Source organism: Streptomyces sp. NPDC107550 (genome assembly GCF_055639095.1).
On sequence record NZ_JBVKBC010000020.1, the window covers coordinates 25,826 to 44,346 of the forward strand.

An 18,521-nucleotide genomic window follows, 5' to 3' on the forward strand; every position below is an offset into this window, starting at 1 on the left:
ACACGGGTCGTGTTCGCGCCCTGCACGGCGCTCTTCTGCGGAAGGTGGGTCCACCGTAGCGTGCGCGGGGCACGGTGGTTGACCAGAGCCGGGAGCCCGTCAGATGCCCGTCCCGGTCCTGCCCCAGTCCGGGCCCGCGATGTCCCAGGCGCGGTCCCAACGCGCGTACCTGCGACGGACCATGCGCCACAGGACGACCCGGCGGGTGCCCTCGACGAACGCGGTGACGGCGACGGCGGTGCCGAGGCCGGCGAGCACCGCGTGCGTGGTGGCCGTCGCCCGGTCCAGCGGGCGGCCCACGACGTGGCCGCGCGCGTCCGTCCACAGCGGGAACCGGTCGCCCGGTCCGGGGGACTTCAAGCCGGCGAGGACCCGGCCGCGGTGGTGCGAGCCGTCCGGCGCCGTCCAGTCGGCGACGACGCGGCTGTGCGCGTCACGCGCGGTGGAGGTCTCCGGGTCGGAGTCGAGGGGCGGCTGCGCGATCTTGCGTACGACGGTCGCCCGCACCTCGTGGCGCGCCTCGTGCTGCTGCTGCACCGAGCGGTACAGCGCGTCCCGTGACAGTGAGCCCGCGACGGTCCCGAGGACCGGCGCGGCCACGACGATGAGCACCAGCGCCACCAGCGCGATCCATGCCTCGGCCAGATCCGTCCCGCGGCGCAGCGGATTGTGGCGCCAGCGCCACAGCCCGACGATCGCTCGCACGGCCTGCACCCCCTTCCGCTCCCGTCCGGCACGGCACAGCGGGCCCGCGTGCGGGCGGGGCGAGGAGAGCGACGTCACCCCGTCCGGGTCCCGCGTGCCGACTGCGTCCGACACCCTCATTGTCCCTCAACGAGCGTGTCCGGCGGCCGGGTTCCCCATCCGGGTGACGCTTATTCGATGCCCGGGTGGCGCTTATTCGATGACGGTGAACGGATCTCCGACCCGCAGCGTGCCCGTCGTCTCGGGGATCAGATTCGTCCCGAAACAGAGCTGGTCACCGAAGCGCCGGTGGCGGGCGAGGGTACGCAGCGGCTCCTTGCCGCGCTCGGCGGTGCGCTGGTCGGTGGTGGTGACGACGCAGCGCCCGCTCTTCTTGGCGACACGGAAGGTGACGTCGCCGATCGCCACGCGTGACCAGTCGTCCTCGGCCCAGGGGGCGGTACCGGAGATCACCGCGCTCGGCCGGAAACGGTCCATCGGCAGCGGGCCCTCGTCCGCGTGATCACCCTGGGCTATCAGCGAGTTCAGAGCGTCGAGCGAGGAGGTGGTGGTGAGCAGCAGCGGGTAGCCGTCGGCGAAACTGACCGTCTCGCCGGGGCGGGCGTACGCGGGGTCGATGGGGCGCCGCGTCGCCGGGTCGTCGAGGTGGAACATCAGGGTGTCGGCGCCGAGGTACGCGCTCCACCAGGCATGCGCGGCGGGGGCGGCCGGGACCGCCTCGACCTTGTCGCCCCACACGTCCACGACGGTCGTCGTGGACGGCTCAGGAACCTCGACCGTGAGCGGCCGGGCCCCGGGCGCGGTCAGCCGCAGCCCGCCGCCGGGCAGGGCGGCGGCGGAGGCCAACGCCAGGCGCGGATGCGGCCGCTGCGTGACGATCTTGTGGTGGGCGGTGTCCACCAGCACCCAGCGGCGGTCCCCCGCGAGCCCCCACGGCTGCACGGCCGCCTCGTGCGGGGCGTGCCCCCGGACCGCCTTGAGCGGGTAGACGTGAAGCGAACTGAGCACAGGCTGCGACATGGGCCCATCCTGTCAGCAGCCACTGACAACGCCCCGCCCGGCCGGGGAGTTTCCGCCGGGCCCGCCGGTACGCGCGGGAGGGGCGCCGCGCCGCCTCAGTAGCCGCGGTACTGCTGGCGGTTGTACGGATCCTCGTACGGGGCCGGAGCCGGGGCGGGCGCGGGGCGCGGCGCGGCAGGGCGCATCGCCTCGTAGCCGGTGGGCGCCGGGCGCTGCTGCTGCGGGGCCTGCTGCATCGGCGCCTGCGGGCCCGGGTAGCCGCGCGGGGCGGCCGGCTGCTGCGGGATGTACGCGGTCGGGGCCTGCTGCATCGGCGCCTGCTGCTGCGGGTAGCCGTACTGCTGCTGCGGGGCCTGCTGCACCGGAGCCGGGGCCGCGGGGAGGGCGGGCAGCGCGGAGGGCAGCGCGGGCAGATGACTGCCGGTGTCGTACGCGGAGGGAACCCGGATCGGAGCGATCTGGGGAGTGCCCCGCTCAGCGACGAGCGAGTCGTAGATCGGAGTGTCCTTGAAGGACGGCGCGGAGTAGTAACCGCCGCCATAGGTGGAGCGGGGGGAGGTCATGGCACATAAGTTAAGCCCACGATGTGCTCGTTGGGGTAGCCCGATAAGAGGGTTCTTTTGCGTGTCGGCAGTGACGCTGCGTCCCCAATGTGAGCGAACTTGGGGAAAACGGGCTTCTCGTGGCGTCAGATTCGTGTAAAGGCTGCGATTTCGACGGGTTACCGCCGGGTCACCGAGCGCTGCGCAACCCCTTCGGGCGGGCCGGAGCATAGGTTGGGCGCGAGGCAGCGCAGGAGAGCGGCCGCACACGAGAGTTGGGGGCAGACATGACCATGGCCAAGGGGTCGAACGTGGCGGTGCCGGTACCGGCGGTCCGCGTCGAGGTCGGCTGGAACACCGGGCCCGGCGTGCCCGACGCCGACGCCTCCGCGCTCCTCCTGGCCGGCGGGAAGGTCCGCTCCGACGCCGACTTCGTGTTCTACAACCAGCCCGCGCACACCTCGGGGGCGGTCCGTCACGAAGGCAAGAGCACGACGGGCGCCGGCGTCACCGACACGCTTTTCGTCGACCTCGCGCGCGTGGAGCCCGCCATCGAGCGTGTGGTGCTCGCCGCCTCCGCCGACGGCGGCACCTTCGGCCGGGTCCCCGGCCTGCGCATCCGCGTCACCGACGCCGCAAGCGGCACCGAGATCGCCCGCTTCGACGCCACCGCGACCGTGGAGACCGCGTTCGTGCTCGGCGAGTTGTACCGCCGCCAGGGCGCCTGGAAGTTCCGTGCCATCGGCCAGGGCTATGGCAGCGGCCTCGAAGGGCTGGCCACGGACTACGGCATCACCGTCGACGAACCGCAGCACACCGCGCCGCCCGCCCCCGCCCCCGCACCCGCCCCGGCCCCCTGGACCCCGCCCCCGGCGCCGCCCGCCCCGGCCGCGCCCGCGACGCCCCCGCCGCCTCCGATGACGCCTGCGCCTCCCGCGCCCCCGGCACGGCCCGTCCAACTGGCCAAGGTCACGCTCACCAAGGCCGCGCCCAGCGTCTCGCTAGCCAAGCAGGGCGGCACGTCCGGTGCCATGCGCGTCAACCTCAACTGGGAGACGCGCAAGCAGTTCAGTGGCTGGGGCAGCAAGCGCGGCAGGGCCGTCGCCCGGCACAGCGACCTCGACCTCGACCTGTGCGCCCTGTACGAACTCGCCGGCGGCCGCAAGGGCGTCGTCCAGGCTCTCGGCAACGCCTTCGGCGCCGTGGACCGGCCCCCGTACATCCACCTCGACGGCGACGACCGCAGCGGCGGCGTCGCCACCGGCGAGAACCTCACGATCAACCTCGACCACAAGCACGCCTTCCGCCGCATCCTCGTCTTCGTGACCATCTACGAAGGCGCCCGCAGCTTCGCCGACCTGCACGCCACCGTCACGCTCCAGCCCTTCGGCGGCGCCCCCATCGACTTCTCCCTCGACGAGTGCACGGTCCCCTCCACCGTCTGCGCGCTCGCCCTGATCACCGCCCAGGGCGGCGACCTGACCGTCCAGCGCGAGGCCCGCTACCTCGTCCCCGCGCGCGGGGTCAGCCCCCAGCGGACCGTCGACCAGGCGTACGGATGGGGCATGAACTGGACACCGGGCCGGAAATAGCCTGCCTCGCGCGCGTGGTTCACCGCTGCTCCGGCGCGGCGTCGGGACGGGCGTACGTACGCCCCTTCCATGCCGCGCCGCGCCCCCGGTAGTGCTGCACGGCCGAGTCGACCGTCATCAGCAGGTAGAGCGCCGCCGTGAACGGCATCAGCGGCGCGAGCCACAGGGGCTGCCGGTAGTAGCGCAGCATCGGCATGTAGGTCGCCGTCATCACGCCCCAGGCCGCCGCGCCGAGCACGGCCGTCGGGACGCTGTGCGCGACGAGCCCGGCGACCAGGGCGAGCGGCGGCACGAGATAGACCAGCGCGAGGCCCAGCACGGTGCCGAGCAGGACCAGCGGGTTGTGCCGCAGTTGCGCGTACGCGCTGCGCGACACCATGCGCCACAGGTCGGCGAGGCGCGGATACGGGCGCACGCTGTCGACGCGCTCGGCGAGCCCCAGCCAGATGTGCCCGCCCGTCCGCTTGACCGCGCGCGCCAGCGACACGTCGTCGATCACCGCCTGCCGGATCGTGTCCGGCACCCCCGCGCGCGTGGCCGCCTCCGTCCGCAGCAGCACGCAGCCGCCCGCCGCCGCGGCCGTCCGCGCCCCGGGCCGCGCGATCCGCCGGAACGGGTAGAGCTGCGCGAAGAAGTACACGAACGCCGGGACGACCAGCCGCTCCCACGCGCTCGCCACCCGCAGCCGCGCCATCAGCGAGACGAGGTCGTAGCCGCCCGTGGAGGCCGCCGCCACCAGCGCCCGCAGGCTGTCCGGCTCATGCGCGATGTCCGCGTCGGTCAGCAGCAGGAACTCCGGCTCACGCGCGCGTGCCAGCGCCATCCCGTGCCGTACCGCCCACAGCTTCCCCGTCCACCCGGCCGGCGGCTCGCCGGGCGTGTCCACGGTCAGCGGCAGCCCGCCGTGCCGCCGGCCCAGCTCGCGCGCCAGCGCGCCCGTACCGTCCGAGCTGCCGTCGTCGATCAGGAAGACCTCGGCCCGCCCCGGATAGTCCTGGGCGAGCAGCGACGGCAGGCTCGCCGCGAGGACCTCCGCCTCGTCCCGGGCCGGCACGACGACGCACACGTCCGGCCAGCGCGACGGCTCGGCGCGCGGGGGCAGCCGCACGTCCGTACGCCAGAAGAAGCCCTGGCAGAGCAGCAGCCACAGCCATGCGGCGAGCGAGGCCGCGGTGATCCACACAACGACGTCCATCCGCCGCAGTCTGCCCCACCACCGGGGGCCTGTCGGTGCGATCGTCTATGGTTTCCGGGTGAAGATCGCGCTGATGGACTCGGGAATCGGACTGCTCGCGGCCGCCGCCGCGGTACGGACACTGCGGCCCGACGCCGACCTCGTGCTCTCCTCCGACCCCGACAGCATGCCGTGGGGACCCCGCACCCCCGAGGACGTCGCCCAGCGGGCCCTCGCCGTCTGTGAGGCCGCTGCCGAGCACCGCCCCGACGCCCTGATCATCGCCTGCAACACGGCCTCCGTACACGCCCTGCCCGCCGTACGGGCCCGCCTCGAACCGGCGATCCCCGTCATCGGCACCGTCCCCGCGATCAAGCCCGCCGCGGCCGGCGGCGGACCCGTGGCGATCTGGGCCACGCCCGCCACCACCGGCAGCCCCTACCAGCGCGGCCTGATCCGCGACTTCGCGGCCGGCGTCGAGGTCACCGAGGTGCCCTGCCCGGGCCTCGCCGACGCCGTGCAGTGGGCCGACGAGGACGGCATCGACCGGGCCATCGCCCACGCCGCCGCCCTCACCCCGCGTGACGTGCGCGCGGTCGTCCTCGGCTGCACCCATTACGAACTGGTCGCGGAGCGTATCCGCGCCGCCGTCCAGCAGCCCGGCGCCGCCCCGCTCGTCCTGCACGGCAGCGCCGGAGCCGTCGCCGCCCAAGCGCTGCGCCGCATCGGCGAGCGCCCCGACGCCGGTCCCCGCACCCCGGGCGGCCTGACCGTGCTTCTCGGCGGGCGCGCCGCGCCGCTGCCCGAGGCCGCCCTGACGTACGCCGAAGGCCGCTCGCTCCAGGCCGTCAGTCACGCGGGGTGAGCGCCGCCACCGGCACGGAGCAGTCACTGTCCGCGATGCGGTGCTTTCGCCGCGGAAGGTGAGTACGCTCGACGGCATGAAGGGACACGCCGCCGACGAGCACCCCGGGCGACGCACCTCCGCCCACAGCAGCGACATCTGGACCGGCCGCGCGCACAACCGTGTGCAGTGGGTCCTCGCGCTGGGCGGGCTCGCCTGCCTCGCCCTCGGCATCGAACTGGCCGTGGAGAGCTCCTGGGCGAGCGGCATCGCCGCGCTCGCCATGTCCGTGGTCGGCCTCATCGCCGTGGGCCTGCTCGTCCTGTTCGGCACGCTCGCGTTCCTGCATGTCGCCGTCAAGGTCGACAAGGACCATCTGGAAGTGCGCTGCGGCCATGTCGGGCTGCCGCGCCGCCGCATCCCGCTCGACCACGTCGTCGACGCCGACTTCGCGCCGCGCGTCACCCCGCGCCAGTGGGGCGGCTGGGGCTATCGCTGGCGCCCCGAGATCGGCACGGCCGTCGTCGTGCGGCGCGGCGAGGGCCTGGTGCTGCGCCTGGGCGACGGACGCAAGTTCACCGTGACCGTGGACGACGCGGAGAGCGCCGTCCGCCACATCCGCGACCGCCTCAAGCACCCCCGCGCCGGCCGCGCCGTCTGACCCCGCTCAGGGGCCGCTCACACGGGTGGCTCCGGCAGCGGCTGGGCCGTCGCCAGGCCCGCCAGCAGGCCCGCGCCGGCGGTGACCGCCGTGAAGCTCAGCGCGTTGCCCGCGCCGGCGACCAGTGCCACCGCCGTCAGCGCCGTCCCCGCCGACAGCACCACCTGCGTCGTACGCGCGGACCGCGCCAGCGCGAACAGCAGCCAGCCGAACGCGGCCCCCAGCAGCACCACCCCCGGCACGCCCTGCTCGGCGGCGACCTGGAGCACCGCCGAGTGCGGCCTGCCGTCGCTCAGCGGGGAGCGCACCAGCGTCGGGCTCAGCTCCCCGAACCGGCCGGGGCCCACGCCCAGCGCCGGATGCCCCTGAGCCAGCCGCCCCGCGTCCCGCCACAGCTCAAGACGGTGCCCGCCCAGACGGCCCTCCGCGACAGCCGTCAGCCCGTCCGGCAGCGCCCCGCGCGCCAGCAGCACCCCGAGACCCGCCGCCGCGCCCGTCACCACGCCGCACACGACCAGCGCCGGGAGCCGCCTGCGGGCCCGCGCGGCCGCCAGCGAGCACAGCACCACCGCCGCGCACGCCACCGCCCCGGCCCCGGAACCCGCGGCCCAGGCGAGTACGGCGGTGGCGGCGGCCGGGACATGCCACGCGGCCCGCACGGGCGCGCGCCGAGCCGACCACGCCGCGCAGCACCACGCGCCGGCCGCGAGCACGAGCAGCGCCGCCGTCGCTCCCGCGCTGCCGAGCGGCGCCAGCGTGTCCGAGGCCGGGACGACGGGCGGTGACGCCAGCGCCAGACCTACGCCGATGCCCCCTGCCGCGGCTGCCGCGCCGACTGGGGCCAGCGCCCCGCCGATCCGGCCGCACGCGTAACCGGCGGCTACGGCGAGAACGGCCAGCAGCACGCCCTCGGGGCGCCCCGCGCGGGCGGTGGCGGTGACCAGCGACCAGACGGCACAACCGCCCAGAACGGCGAGCCCGGCGCCGTCGGTGAACGCGCGCCGTCTCTGGCCCGCCGTACTCCCGGCCCCCACGGACCCGTCCATGGCTCGCACCCGTCGCCCCCCGACTGTGACGGGCCCCGCCCACGGTGGGAGGGCGCCGGCCCACACGGTAACGGCTACGACGCCCCACCCAAGCAGGAACGTTCCCTTCCCCTAAACACCCACCGCACAACCGAAGCCCGGGCACCCGCCGATCAAGCCCGAGGCCCATCCCCCTGAGTGGGCGCGTCCTCAGGGACGCGGGGAACCGCGCAACCCGGCACGCCACCCCCCGGGCACCTGCCGATCAAGCCCGAGGCTCATCCCCCTGAGGGGCGCGAGGAACTGCGCGCCAAGCCACGACGCTCCCGCACCGAGAGCCCCACAGAACACCCCACCCCCTCAGGGGCGCGGGGAACTGCGCAACCCGGCACGCCGAACCCAGGGCGCCCGCGCAATCACCCCCACAAACAACCCGCATCCCCATCCGGCCCGCCAGAAAATGCGCCGCAAGCCCGACTCCCCGAAGCTCGGTGCAGCAAGCCCCAGACAGATACGTCCCAGCACAACAAGCACCGCCACCGGCATAGACACAGGCGCAGGCGCAGGCGCAGGCATGAACGAGGGGGCCCACGCAAGTGACCCAGGCAGGCACCTTGATCCTGATCATGGCGGCAGCCGTCCTCGCCCCACTCCTCGCCCACGCCGTAGGCAAACACGCCCGCATCCCAGTCGTGATCTTCGAGATCGTGCTCGGCATCCTCATCGGCCCCGACGTACTCGGCTGGGCCCGCGGCGGCCCCGTCATCGACACGCTCTCCGACCTCGGCCTGTCGATGCTGATCTTCCTCGCCGGGTACGAGATCCAGTTCGGCGCGATCCGCGGCGACACCCTGCGCCGCTCGGTGTGGGCGTGGGCCGTGTCCCTGGTCCTCGGGCTCGCCGTCGCGCTCGTCCTCACCGGCCTGGACCTGTCCCGTACGGTCGTCGTCGGTACCGCCCTGACCAGCACCGCCCTCGGTACGGTGCTGCCGATCCTGCGCGACAGCGGGGATCTGGAGGGCCGGTTCGGGACGGTGATGATGGCCTTCGGGGCGGTCGGCGAGTTCGGGCCGATCATCGCCATGGCGGTGCTGCTGAGCGGGCGCAGCCCGGGCGTCTCCACGGCCGTGCTCGCCGTGTTCGCCGCCATCACGGCGGCGGCCGTGCTGTGGGCGCTGCGCCCGCGCCCGCCCTGGTTCAGCGCCGTGGTCCGCGCGACGCTGCACTCCAGTGGGCAGTTCGCGGTCCGGTTCGTGATGCTGCTGCTCGTGGCGATGCTCGCCCTGTCGCAGGTGTTCGGGCTCGACGTGCTGCTCGGGGCGTTCGCCGCGGGCCTGCTGACCCGGCTCGTGCTCCAGGGGTCGGCGCCCGAGAGCAGTGAGGAGATCCTGGAGAAGGTCGAGGCGATGGGCTTCGGCTTCCTCGTGCCGCTGTTCTTCGTCGTGACGGGCATCGAGTTCGATCTGTCCTCGCTCCTCGCGGGCGGGCGCGCGTTGCTGCTCGTGCCGGTCTTCCTCGTCCTGTTCGTCGTGGTGCGCGGGCTTCCCGCGTACGTGCTCGCCCCGCGCGATCTGACGCCGCTCGGCCGGCGCGCGCTGACCCTGTACTCGGCGACCTGTCTGCCGCTCGTCGTCGCCATCACGGCGATCGGCGTCGACGACGGTGTGCTGAGCGAGAGCGACGCGGCGGCCCTCGTCGGCGCCGCCATGGTCTCCGTCCTCGTCTTCCCGCTGCTGGCGATGCGGCTGCGCGCCGCCGACCGGGACGTGCCGCCCACCCTGCCCGCCGCCGGGGCGAACGAGGCATGGTGACCGCGGACGGACAGCAGAGCGCCACATTCGGACAACTCCGAAGATTCACAGTCCCGGGAGAGTGCCGGGCGCGATGATGCCGGGACGTCGCCGGGGGACCGCTGTCGCGCGGCGCACGTACGAGAAGGCTCTCGCGGGCCCGCGGCTCAGGCCCCGGCCCGCGGCGGGGCCGGCACCACCGCGCCGCCGCCGGTCCCCGGGGCCTTCGGACCCGCCGGCAGGGGCGCGTACCGCTGAAGGGGGATCACCTTGACCCACGCGCACGCGCACCGCAGACCGGCCCCGCTCGCCACCGGACGGCTGGCCTCCGCCCTTGTCGCCGGGGCCCTCGCCCTGACCGGCGTCGCGGCGCTGCCCGGCACCGCCGAGGCCGCCACAGGACCGACGGCGTACGTGGCGAACTACTACGCGGACTATGTCTCCGTGGTCGACACCGACACCAACACCGTCGTCGACAGCATCACCGTGGGCAGCAACCCCATCGGGATCGCCGTCAGTCCCGTCGCCCCGCGCGCGTATGTGACCAATTTCGGCAAGAACACCGTCTCGGTCATCGACATGGACACGCGGGCCGTCACCGCGACGGTTCCTGTGGGCTCCAATCCGCTCAACCTGGCCTTCGAACCGTCCGGCGCCCACGCGTACGTCGCCAACAGCGGCGGGAGCACCGTCTCGGTGATCGACACCGCGACGAACGAGGTCAGCGGCACGATCCAGGTGGGCCGGGCGCCGAACGGCGTCGCCGTCACCCCGTCCGGCGCCACCGCGTACGTCACCAACACCGACGACGGCACCGTCTCCGTCCTCGACACCGCCAGCGGCACGGTGACCGCCACCGTCCCGGTCGGCTCCGCGCCCACCGGCCTGGCCGTCAGCCCGTCCGGGGCCTTCGCGTACGTGGCCGACAGCGGCGGCGACACGGTGAGCGTGCTCGACACGGCCACCGGCGCCGTCAGCCGTACGCTCAAGGTCGGCGACGGCCCGAGCAGCGTGGCGTTCGACGCGTCCGGGAGCCGCGCCTACGTCGCCGACCGGGGGAGCGACGAGGTCTCGGTCATCGACACGGCGACCGGCACCGTCAAGGCGACCGTCCCCGTCGGCGACGGCCCGGCCCGCGTCGAGGTGGCCCCCTCTGGCTCCGTCTACGTCACCGACGTCGCCGACCGTTCCGTCTCGGTGATCGACCCCGCGACGAACGCGGTCACGACCATCGACGGCTTCTCCGGCCCGTACGGTCTCGCGTTCTCCTCGCCGCCGCCCGCCGCCCGCGCGGACCTCGCCGTCACCCTCGGCGCGCAGCCCCGCCTGAACCTGCTGGTGCCGTACCTGTCGTACACCCTCACCGCCCGCAACACCGGGCCCCAGGCCGCCACCTCGGCCACCCTCACCGCGAAGCTCCCGGCGGGCGCGCGGGCCACCGACCTGGCCCCCGGCTGCACCGCCTCCGCCACCACCGTGACCTGCGCGTACGGTGCCGTGCCGGTCGGCCAGAGCGTGCACAAGACGTTCCGGGTGCCGCTGCACCTGCTGACCCTCGGTCCGGTCAAGGTCACCGCCGCCCGCACCGCGTCCGCGCCCGCCGACCCGCGCGCCGACAACGACACGGCGTCCGTGACCTGCAACGCGCTCTCCATCGTCCTCGTCACCTGCCCGTCGTGACCGGACACCCGAGCTGACCCGGGTCCCCGCACGCGCGGCGGCCCGAACCGGCGGCCCTCACGCGGCTCACGCGCCCGGGTCGCCGCCCGCGCCCCTCACGAGGTCCAGGTCGGGGTAGTCCATCTCGCGCAGCGCGGCGGCACAGCGGCCTATGACCCGCTCCTCGTTGTACGCGGGCACCAGGACCGTCACCCCTGGCCAGCCGCCCGGCGGCGGACCGGGGTCCACGCGCTCCTGCGCGACACGGAAGACGACCCCGCCGACCATCCAGGCGGCGCCCGTCACGACCGGATAGAACGCGAGGAAGAACAGCAGCACGTCAAGGAAGCTCACGGCGCTCCTCCCTGCGCCGCAGCGCGGCGGCCCAGGCGAGCAGGGCGCCCGACGCGAGCCAGGAGATCAGCACGGCCAGCAGCAGTCTGCGCAGGATGTACGTGTGGCCGAGCAGGACGACGGCGAGGACGCCGGCCGCCACCCATACGAGGGCGCCGAGCATGAAGGCGAACACCCTGCGTCCGCCCGACGCGGGCCGGGCGGGCTCGAACCTGACGGCGCGGCGAGGGTCTCCTGGGTTCATGGGCGCCCTTCCCGGCGCGGGTCGCGCGATGGGTGTTTGTCGCCCTATGCTCCGTAATGTCTGCTGTGCATGTCAGGACGTGCATGCCAGGACTGTCCGCCACGCACGTCAGGAGAGGTGGCCCCGCCCGTGCCCAGTGACCTGAACTCCGCCGAGATCGGCCCCGTGGACGTCGCCGTGATCGCCTTCGAGGGCAACCGCTTCAACGGCGATGTCGCGCCCGCGCTGCGCGAGTTGCAGAAGAACGGCACCGTGCGCATCCTCGATCTGACCTTCGTCACGAAGGCGGCCGACGGCTCGCTCGACCTGCTGGAGCTGGCCGACGAGCGCGTCGCCGACGCCTTCGAGCAGCTGGCCGACGTCCAGTTCGACCTGCTCGGCGACGAGGACCTGAAGGCGGTCGCCGCGCAGCTGCCGCCCTCGTCCTCGGCCGTGGTGGTGGCCTGGGAGAACACCTGGGCCGCGCGCCTGTCGACGGCCGTACGCGACTCCGGCGGGGAGGTCGTGCTCCTGGAGCGGGTCCCGAGGGAGACCGTCGCGACGGCTGTCGCCGCGCTCGATGCCGGTTGACCGCGCCGGTCTCCGGGACGAGAACCGCGGCCGGTCCGCCGGCCGACAGCCAAGGGACGAAAGGGAGACGGGGATGCCCCAGCGATTCGGACGACCTGGCCTTCTGGGCACCATCGCGCGCACCGCGGTGATCTCGGGCACCGCCTCGGCGGTCTCCCACCGCGTCAACCGCGGCATGGCGGAACGCGAGCTGCGCCGCGACCCCGACGTGCGGGCGCAGCAACAGGCGTGGCAGGAGCGGGGAGCCGCCGCCCAGGCGCCGCAGCCCCGGCCGGAACAGCCGTCGGCCGCGCCCCCGGCGGCGGGCGGCGCCGCCGACCGCATCACGCAGCTCACCGCGCTCGCTGACCTGCGGGCCCAAGGCGTCCTGACCGACGAGGAGTTCGCCCGCGAGAAGGCCCGCATCCTGAACGGCTGAGTCCGCCCTGCCCGGGCTTCTTACCGGCACGGGCGCGCCCCGGCCGCGCCGGGCGCCCTGCCTTCGCGTACGCGCTCTGCCTCCCCGTACGTACGCGCGGGTGGCGCCCTGCCTCCCCGTACGCGCGGGTGGCGCTCGGCCTTCTCGTACGCGCGCGTGGCACCCTGCGTGCCGCTACGCGCGCGTGGCGTGATTCCCGACGGTTGCTTGCGCGCAGCCTCTTGGCCGAAGGTCTGAATGGTGGTTCACTCCTTTCATGGCCTACCGCAAGACGCCCGCCGAGATCGGCCGCCTGGATGCCGCGAGGGAGCGGCTGATCGCCTGCGCGACCACCGTCGTCGCCGAGGTCGGCTGGGCCCAGGCGTCCGTCACCGCCGTCGCCGACGCGGCCGGGATCGCCGCCGGCTCCGTCTATCAGCACTTCCCGTCCAAGGCCGCGCTCGCCGTCGAGGTCTTCCGGCGCGCGGCCGGGCACGAGGTGGACGTCCTCGCCGCCGTCCTCGGCGGCACCGGCGACCCGGTCGAGCGGCTGGCCCGGGGCGTCGACGTGTTCGCCCGCCGCGCTCTGGAGAACCGGGGCCTCGCCCACGCCCTGCTCACCGCCCCCGCCGAACCGGCGGTCGGCGCCGAACGGCTCGCGTTCCGGCGCCGCTACCGCGCCCTGTTCGCGGAGGTCGTCGCGGAAGGCGTGGCCGCCGGCGCCCTGCCCCCGCAGAACGCCGAGATCACCGCCGCCGCCCTCACCGGCGCCGTCGGCGAAGTCCTCGTAGACCCGCTCGGCGCCCCCGACCGCGCGGCCGGCGACCAGCTCCTCGCCGACCTCACGGCGGCGGCCCTGCGCTGCGCCGGCGCCTGACCCCCGCGTACGCCACCGAACCCGACCGAACCCGACCGACCCGCCTCCGGAGGACGCTCCATGACCAGCACCGGTTTCGTCACCCACGAAGTGACCAACCAGGCACCGCCGTTGACCGGTCACGACGCGGCCGACGACCCGGTCCTCATCGAGGGCGTCCGCCGCGAGGGCGCCGCCTGGCACCTGGAGGACCTGCACGCCTTCGGACGCTACGCGGGCAGCGAGGAGGCCCGCGCCTGGGCCGAGCAGGCCAACCGCCACGAACCCGAACTGCGCACCCACGACCGCTACGGCAACCGCGTCGACGAGGTCGACTTCCACCCCGCCTACCACCACTTGATGTCCGCCACCGTCGGCGCCGGCGCGGCCGGTTCGGCCTGGGCGGACGAGCGGCCCGGCGCCCACGTCGCCCGCGCCGCGACCTTCATGGTGGCCACCATGGTCGAACAGGGCCACATGTGCCCCGTCTCCATGACGTACGCCGTCGTCCCTGCCCTGCGCCACGCCCCCGACCTCGCCAAGACGTACGAGCCGCTGCTCACCAGCCGCGTCTACGACCCCGGCCTGCGCACCCCCACCGGGAAGCGGGGCCTGCTCGCCGGGATGGGCATGACGGAGAAGCAGGGCGGCACCGACGTACGCGCCAACACCACCACCGCCACCGAACAGGCCGACGGGACCTGGCTGTTGCGCGGCCACAAGTGGTTCACCAGCGCCCCGATGAACGACCTGTTCCTCGTGCTCGCGCAGGCCCCCGGCGGACTGTCCTGCTTCCTGGTGCCGCGCGTCCTGCCCGACGGCACCCGCAACACCTTCCGCATCCAGCGCCTCAAGGACAAGCTCGGCAACCGCTCCAACGCCTCCAGCGAGCCCGAGTTCGACCGGACCGTCGCCTGGCTCGTCGGGCCCGAGGGCAAGGGAGTCCGCACGATCATCGAGATGGTCACCAGCACCCGCCTCGACTGCGTCCTCGGCTCGGCCGGGCATCTGCGCGAGGCGCTCGCCCAGGCCGCCCATCACACCCGCCACCGCGCGGTGTTCGGCGCCAAGCTCATCGACCAGCCGCTCATGCGTAACGTCCTCGCCGACCTGGCGCTGGAGTCCGAGGCCGCCACCACCCTCGCCCTGCACCTCGCGGGCGCCGCCGACCGGGCCCAGCGCGGCGACGCCGACGAGCGGGCGTTCCTGCGGCTCGCCACCGCCGTCTCCAAGTACTGGGTGTGCAAGCGGCAGCCCGCATTCGTCGCGGAAGCCCTCGAATGCCTAGGAGGCAACGGATATGACGAGGCGTCAGGCATGCCGAGGCTCTACCGCGAGGCCCCCCTCAACGGCATCTGGGAGGGTTCGGGGAACGTCAACGCCCTCGACCTGCTGCGCGCGTTGGCCCGCGAACCCGCCTCCCTCGACGCGTTCCGCGCCCGCGTCGACGCCGCCGCCGGAGCCGACGCCCGCCTGGACGCCGCCTGGCGGGAACTCCAGGGGGAGTTGACGCTCACCGAGGACGCCCCGCTGTGCGCCCGCCGGATCATCGAACGGGCCGCGCTCGTCCTCCAGGGCGCCCTGCTCGTCCAGCACGCGCCGGCCGCCGTCGCCGACACGTTCTGCGCCACGCGGCTCGCCGGGGACCAGGGCCTCGCGTTCGGCACCCTGCCCCCGGGAACGGACTTCGCCGGGCTCCTCGCCCGCCTGCCCGCCTGAACAGGGGGCGACGCGGCCGGTGTTCAGTCGCCGGCCGCGTCGACGGCGGCCTTCGCGTCCACCACCCCGAGCCCGAGCTTCTTCTGGCCGCCCGGGTCCTTCGCCGTGTCCCGGATGATCTTCATGACGGTGTCCGGGTCCTTGACGTGCTGATGCAGCAGCGCGGCGACCGCCGACACGTACGGCGCCGCCATCGACGTCCCGTCGAGCTTGCCGTACCCCGAGTCGTTCTTCTTCGTGAGCTGCGTCGGGTACGTGGGAAGCGTGGACAGGATGCCGGCGCCGGGCGCCGACACCGCGTTCTGCGCCCCGTAGTTGGAGAACTCTGCGGGCCGCCCTTGCTGGTCGCTCGCGTTGACCACCAGCACCGGCGTGTCCACTTTGTACGGCTGGGTCGCCGCACTGTCGTTGCCTGCCGCGGCCACCACCACGGCACCCTTGTCGTGCGCGTGCCGGATCGCCGCGTTCAGGACGCCGCCCTGGAGCAGGTTCGACAGCAACGGGCCTTCGCCGAGCGACAAGTTGATGACGTCGGCGCCGTGGTCGGCCGCCCAGACGATGCCCTTGGTGATGTTCGCGTTGCTGCCGCTGCCGTCGTCGCCGAGGACCCGCACCGGCATGATCTTCGCCTCGGGCGCGCCGCCCGCGATGCCGACACCGTTGTCCGTGTCGGCGGCGGCGATCCCCGCCACATGCGTGCCGTGCCCGAAACCGTCCTCGGGCCGCTGATCGCCGTCCACCACGTCATAGCCCTGCACGAGCCGTTTCTTGAGGTCCGGATGGTCGAGATCGACGCCGCTGTCCACGACCGCGATCACCATCTTGGAGCCGTCGGCCTTCTTCCACGCGTCCGGCAGCCGCAGCGCGTTCAGCGCCCACTGCTGGTCGCGCATCGGGTCGGCCTTCTTCCCGTCGTCACCGCCGCACGCCGTGGCGAGCGACGCGACCAGCAGACTCGCGGCAAGAGCGGCACAGGTCCGGGGGATACGCATGACAGACGTCTCCAGGGCTCGGTTACGGGTACGGACAACGCGTATGCGGACGGGGATCGGGGACGGGGCGAGGGGTCATGGGCCGGGTGCGGGCGGGGCGGGGGAGGAGCCGCCGGACTCCGCGTCCGGTACGGGCGGGCCGCCCAGGAACTCGACGACGGCGAGCACGCCCACCAGACACAGGGCGACACCGACGACCACCCAGCCCGTCGGATGCGGCCAGAGCAGATACACGACCAGCGCTGCCGCGACGGCCACCCACACGCACCACGTCCGGAACCGGCGCACGAAGGGACCGACCGGGCCCGTACGCAGCCCCGCCCGCTCCGCGCCCGCGCGCACCGCGCCGATCCCCGACCCCCACAGGCCGCGCAGCACCCCGGCCCGCCGCCCCGGCCCGCTCAGCCACGCGCCGAGCGCCACGACCGCGCCGAGCGCGACGACCATCCGTACGGCCGTGAACAGGAAGTGCGTCATCGTGTCGTAGACGGCCGCGCCCGCGTCCTGCGAGACGTCGGCGGGCAGCCGGTCCAGATAGATCGCGCGGAAGACACGCAGCCCGATGCCGAGCAGCCCGGTCGCCACCGCCGTCGCCAGCGCGGCGGCCACCAGCGCCCGCCGTCTGCGCACGGCGAGGAGCACGCCCGCGGCGAGCAGTACCAGAGCGAGCACGGGCAGCCAGGTTCCGGCCAGTTGCAACACCCGCAGATACGTTCTGACCTGGGAGACGTTCTCGGACGTGAGGACCGTGAACTCGGCGTGCACCTCGGGCACACGGCCCGCCGCCGTCATCCCCGCGTCCACCAGCCGTGCCTTCACCTGCTCCACGACCGGCCCCAGATCGACCGTGACGTCGTCGCCCTTCAGCCGGACCGCGCCGCCGCCCTTGCCGGTGAGGGCCTTGTCGAACGCGCTGTGCGCCTGCCGGTTGGCCTGCCGCCACACCCCTTCGAACGCGTCCGACCGGGTGAAGGTCAGCGCCTTGTCGTGCACGAAGTCACGGACCGCGCCCTCCAGCGAGTTACCGAGCCGGCCGAGCGCCTTCTCCAGCCGGGGCCGCTCGCCCGGCGCCACCCCCGACAGCAGGGTCCCCACGTCGATACGGGTCATCAGCGCGTCCGTCGCCCGGCCGGCGACCGCCTCCTGTACCGCCGGGTCCGAGGCCAGCGGGCCCACCGTCGCCACATACCGGTCCGTGTCGCCCACCTCGTCCGCCGCCCACGCCGCCACCACGGACAGCGGCGCGAGCACACACCCGACGAGGATCAGCACCGCCGCGCACCACGAGCGCGCCCGGTGGTGCCGCACGGGCGCGTCCCGCTCCGCCTCCAGCGTCGCCAACCGCGCGCGCAACTCCCGTAGTTCGTCGTCGTCCGTCACAGGCTCCTGCTTCCGGTCCGGGCACGGGCGTACGTTCCTCAGCGTCACCGCAATACCGCGACACCGCCATTCGAGGGCCGCCGTCCGACATGCGGGCGTCTGGGGGGCGGGTGATACTTCCGGCCATGGAAGCCGCCCTGCGTCACCGTCTCTGACCTGGCACGACAGCACGCCCTGACGAACTCCGGGCGGATCGCCCGTCCGCCCTTTCCGTCCCGCATCGGGACCACCCGCACCAGGACCGAAGGAACCGCCGTGGAATCTCCGAACAGTCCCTACGGCCGGTCGAGCACGCACTACAGCGTTCCTCCGCCGGCGTCCGAGCCCCTGCCTCCGCGGCCCCAAGGGCCCCGTGTCGACGCGGGGCGGCTGTGGGCGGGCGGTGTCATGACCGCCGTGGTCGCCGCGCTCACCGCCGTCGTCGCGCTCATGCTCGTACGCGGGGTGCTCGGCATCGCCGTGTTCGCGCCCGAGGGGGACGGGGCGATGGGGAACGCGACGACCGGGGCGCTGGCCGGGGGAGCGGCTGTCGCTGCGCTGCTTGCCACGGCGCTGCTTCATCTGCTCGTCGTCGGTACGCCGCGTCCCGAGCGGTTCTTCGTCTGGATCGTCGGGCTCGCCACCGCGATCATGGTGTTGCTGCCGTTCACGTGGGGGGCGACGTCGGCGGCCGCGTTCGGTACGGCGGGGGTCTATCTCCTCATCGGCATCGCCATCGGGTCCTTGCTTTCGTCTGTGGCGCGGAGTGCGGTGCGGCGGGTTTGAACGGGGGTTGGCTCTTCGTGTGCGGCGCCCCAGCGCCGGGTGAGTGCACGTTGTGCCTCGGGTGCAGCCCCGGTGGGGCTTCTCGCGCAGTTCCCCGCGCCCCTGAGGGGGCTGGTCTCAGCGCCGGTAATTCAAGCCCCTCCGGCGATTGAGGAGCGGGGTCTGGGGCGGAGCCAGGGTTTGTCGCCGGGTGCGGGTTTCGTCTGGGCTGGCCGCGCAGTTCCCCGCGCCC

19 protein-coding genes are annotated in these 18,521 nt (G+C 73.9%); 10 read left to right on the forward strand and 9 right to left on the reverse strand.

Annotation, left to right across the window (positions count from 1 at the left end; translation table 11 throughout):
* Positions 1-99 precede the first annotated feature (99 nt).
* The 3 genes from ACZ7LY_RS23835 to ACZ7LY_RS23845 form a co-directional block, all read right to left on the reverse strand.
* Complete coding sequence (locus tag ACZ7LY_RS23835; RefSeq protein WP_471626790.1) at positions 100-705, reverse strand: Rv1733c family protein; 606 nt, start codon at positions 703-705, stop codon at positions 100-102.
* A 192-nt stretch (positions 706-897) separates the two neighbouring features.
* Positions 898-1,725, reverse strand: a complete 828-nt coding sequence (locus ACZ7LY_RS23840; RefSeq protein ID WP_471626704.1) for an MOSC domain-containing protein — start codon at positions 1,723-1,725, stop codon at positions 898-900.
* Positions 1,726-1,820: 95 nt separating this feature from the next.
* Positions 1,821-2,288, reverse strand: coding sequence for a DUF6643 family protein (locus tag ACZ7LY_RS23845; protein WP_471626705.1), 468 nt, complete (start codon positions 2,286-2,288; stop codon positions 1,821-1,823).
* A 272-nt stretch (positions 2,289-2,560) separates the two neighbouring features.
* On the opposite strand from ACZ7LY_RS23845, the gene ACZ7LY_RS23850 reads away from it, so the two are divergent.
* Complete coding sequence (locus ACZ7LY_RS23850; RefSeq protein WP_471626791.1) at positions 2,561-3,859, forward strand: TerD family protein; 1,299 nt, start codon at positions 2,561-2,563, stop codon at positions 3,857-3,859.
* A 19-nt stretch (positions 3,860-3,878) separates the two neighbouring features.
* Here the strand turns inward: ACZ7LY_RS23850 and ACZ7LY_RS23855 are convergent, their stop codons facing one another.
* Entirely contained in the window at positions 3,879-5,054 is a 1,176-nt protein-coding gene (locus ACZ7LY_RS23855) for a glycosyltransferase (protein ID WP_471626706.1), read from the reverse strand.
* 58 nt (positions 5,055-5,112) lie between these two features.
* On the opposite strand from ACZ7LY_RS23855, the gene ACZ7LY_RS23860 reads away from it, so the two are divergent.
* On the forward strand, positions 5,113-5,898 hold the full coding sequence (locus ACZ7LY_RS23860; RefSeq protein ID WP_471626707.1) for a glutamate racemase: 786 nt from the start codon (positions 5,113-5,115) through the stop codon (positions 5,896-5,898).
* Positions 5,899-5,974: 76 nt separating this feature from the next.
* Positions 5,975-6,538, forward strand: a complete 564-nt coding sequence (locus ACZ7LY_RS23865) for a hypothetical protein (protein WP_471626708.1) — start codon at positions 5,975-5,977, stop codon at positions 6,536-6,538.
* Between the two features lie 17 nt (positions 6,539-6,555).
* Here ACZ7LY_RS23865 and ACZ7LY_RS23870 read toward each other — a convergent pair whose 3' ends face one another.
* Positions 6,556-7,584, reverse strand: coding sequence for an O-antigen ligase family protein (locus ACZ7LY_RS23870; RefSeq protein ID WP_471626709.1), 1,029 nt, complete (start codon positions 7,582-7,584; stop codon positions 6,556-6,558).
* Positions 7,585-8,159: 575 nt separating this feature from the next.
* On the opposite strand from ACZ7LY_RS23870, the gene ACZ7LY_RS23875 reads away from it, so the two are divergent.
* Both ACZ7LY_RS23875 and ACZ7LY_RS23880 read left to right on the forward strand, forming a co-directional pair.
* Entirely contained in the window at positions 8,160-9,374 is a 1,215-nt protein-coding gene (locus ACZ7LY_RS23875) for a cation:proton antiporter (RefSeq protein ID WP_471626710.1), read from the forward strand.
* 249 nt (positions 9,375-9,623) lie between these two features.
* A complete protein-coding gene (locus tag ACZ7LY_RS23880; protein WP_471626711.1) occupies positions 9,624-11,033 on the forward strand; it encodes a YVTN family beta-propeller repeat protein in 1,410 nt (469 codons plus the stop codon).
* A gap of 66 nt (positions 11,034-11,099) precedes the next feature.
* Here ACZ7LY_RS23880 and ACZ7LY_RS23885 read toward each other — a convergent pair whose 3' ends face one another.
* Together ACZ7LY_RS23885 and ACZ7LY_RS23890 are read right to left on the reverse strand one after the other, a co-directional pair.
* Positions 11,100-11,366, reverse strand: coding sequence for a hypothetical protein (locus ACZ7LY_RS23885; RefSeq protein ID WP_471626712.1), 267 nt, complete (start codon positions 11,364-11,366; stop codon positions 11,100-11,102).
* The gene (locus ACZ7LY_RS23890; RefSeq protein ID WP_471626713.1) at positions 11,353-11,610 is read right to left on the reverse strand and encodes a hypothetical protein; all 258 of its coding nucleotides are present in this window, start codon (positions 11,608-11,610) and stop codon (positions 11,353-11,355) included. Before ACZ7LY_RS23890 ends, ACZ7LY_RS23885 begins: the two co-directional genes overlap by 14 nt.
* 129 nt (positions 11,611-11,739) lie before the next feature.
* Here ACZ7LY_RS23890 and ACZ7LY_RS23895 point away from each other — a divergent pair, with 129 nt between their 5' ends.
* From ACZ7LY_RS23895 to ACZ7LY_RS23910, 4 genes are all read left to right on the forward strand, one after another.
* On the forward strand, positions 11,740-12,180 hold the full coding sequence (locus tag ACZ7LY_RS23895; RefSeq protein WP_471626714.1) for a DUF6325 family protein: 441 nt from the start codon (positions 11,740-11,742) through the stop codon (positions 12,178-12,180).
* Positions 12,181-12,253: 73 nt separating this feature from the next.
* Entirely contained in the window at positions 12,254-12,598 is a 345-nt protein-coding gene (locus ACZ7LY_RS23900; RefSeq protein ID WP_471626715.1) for an SHOCT domain-containing protein, read from the forward strand.
* A gap of 256 nt (positions 12,599-12,854) precedes the next feature.
* A complete protein-coding gene (locus ACZ7LY_RS23905; protein WP_471626716.1) occupies positions 12,855-13,454 on the forward strand; it encodes a TetR/AcrR family transcriptional regulator in 600 nt (199 codons plus the stop codon).
* A gap of 60 nt (positions 13,455-13,514) precedes the next feature.
* Complete coding sequence (locus tag ACZ7LY_RS23910) at positions 13,515-15,152, forward strand: acyl-CoA dehydrogenase family protein (RefSeq protein ID WP_471626717.1); 1,638 nt, start codon at positions 13,515-13,517, stop codon at positions 15,150-15,152.
* Between the two features lie 23 nt (positions 15,153-15,175).
* Here ACZ7LY_RS23910 and ACZ7LY_RS23915 read toward each other — a convergent pair whose 3' ends face one another.
* Positions 15,176-16,144 (reverse strand): S8 family peptidase, encoded by a 969-nt coding sequence (locus ACZ7LY_RS23915; RefSeq protein ID WP_471626718.1) that lies wholly within the window; start codon positions 16,142-16,144, stop codon positions 15,176-15,178.
* Between the two features lie 75 nt (positions 16,145-16,219).
* Positions 16,220-17,524: a hypothetical protein gene (locus ACZ7LY_RS23920; RefSeq protein WP_471626719.1), complete on the reverse strand. Its 1,305-nt coding sequence runs from the start codon at positions 17,522-17,524 to the stop codon at positions 16,220-16,222.
* Between the two features lie 255 nt (positions 17,525-17,779).
* Here ACZ7LY_RS23920 and ACZ7LY_RS23925 point away from each other — a divergent pair, with 255 nt between their 5' ends.
* Entirely contained in the window at positions 17,780-18,289 is a 510-nt protein-coding gene (locus tag ACZ7LY_RS23925; protein ID WP_471626720.1) for a DUF6069 family protein, read from the forward strand.
* Positions 18,290-18,521: the final 232 nt, after the last annotated feature.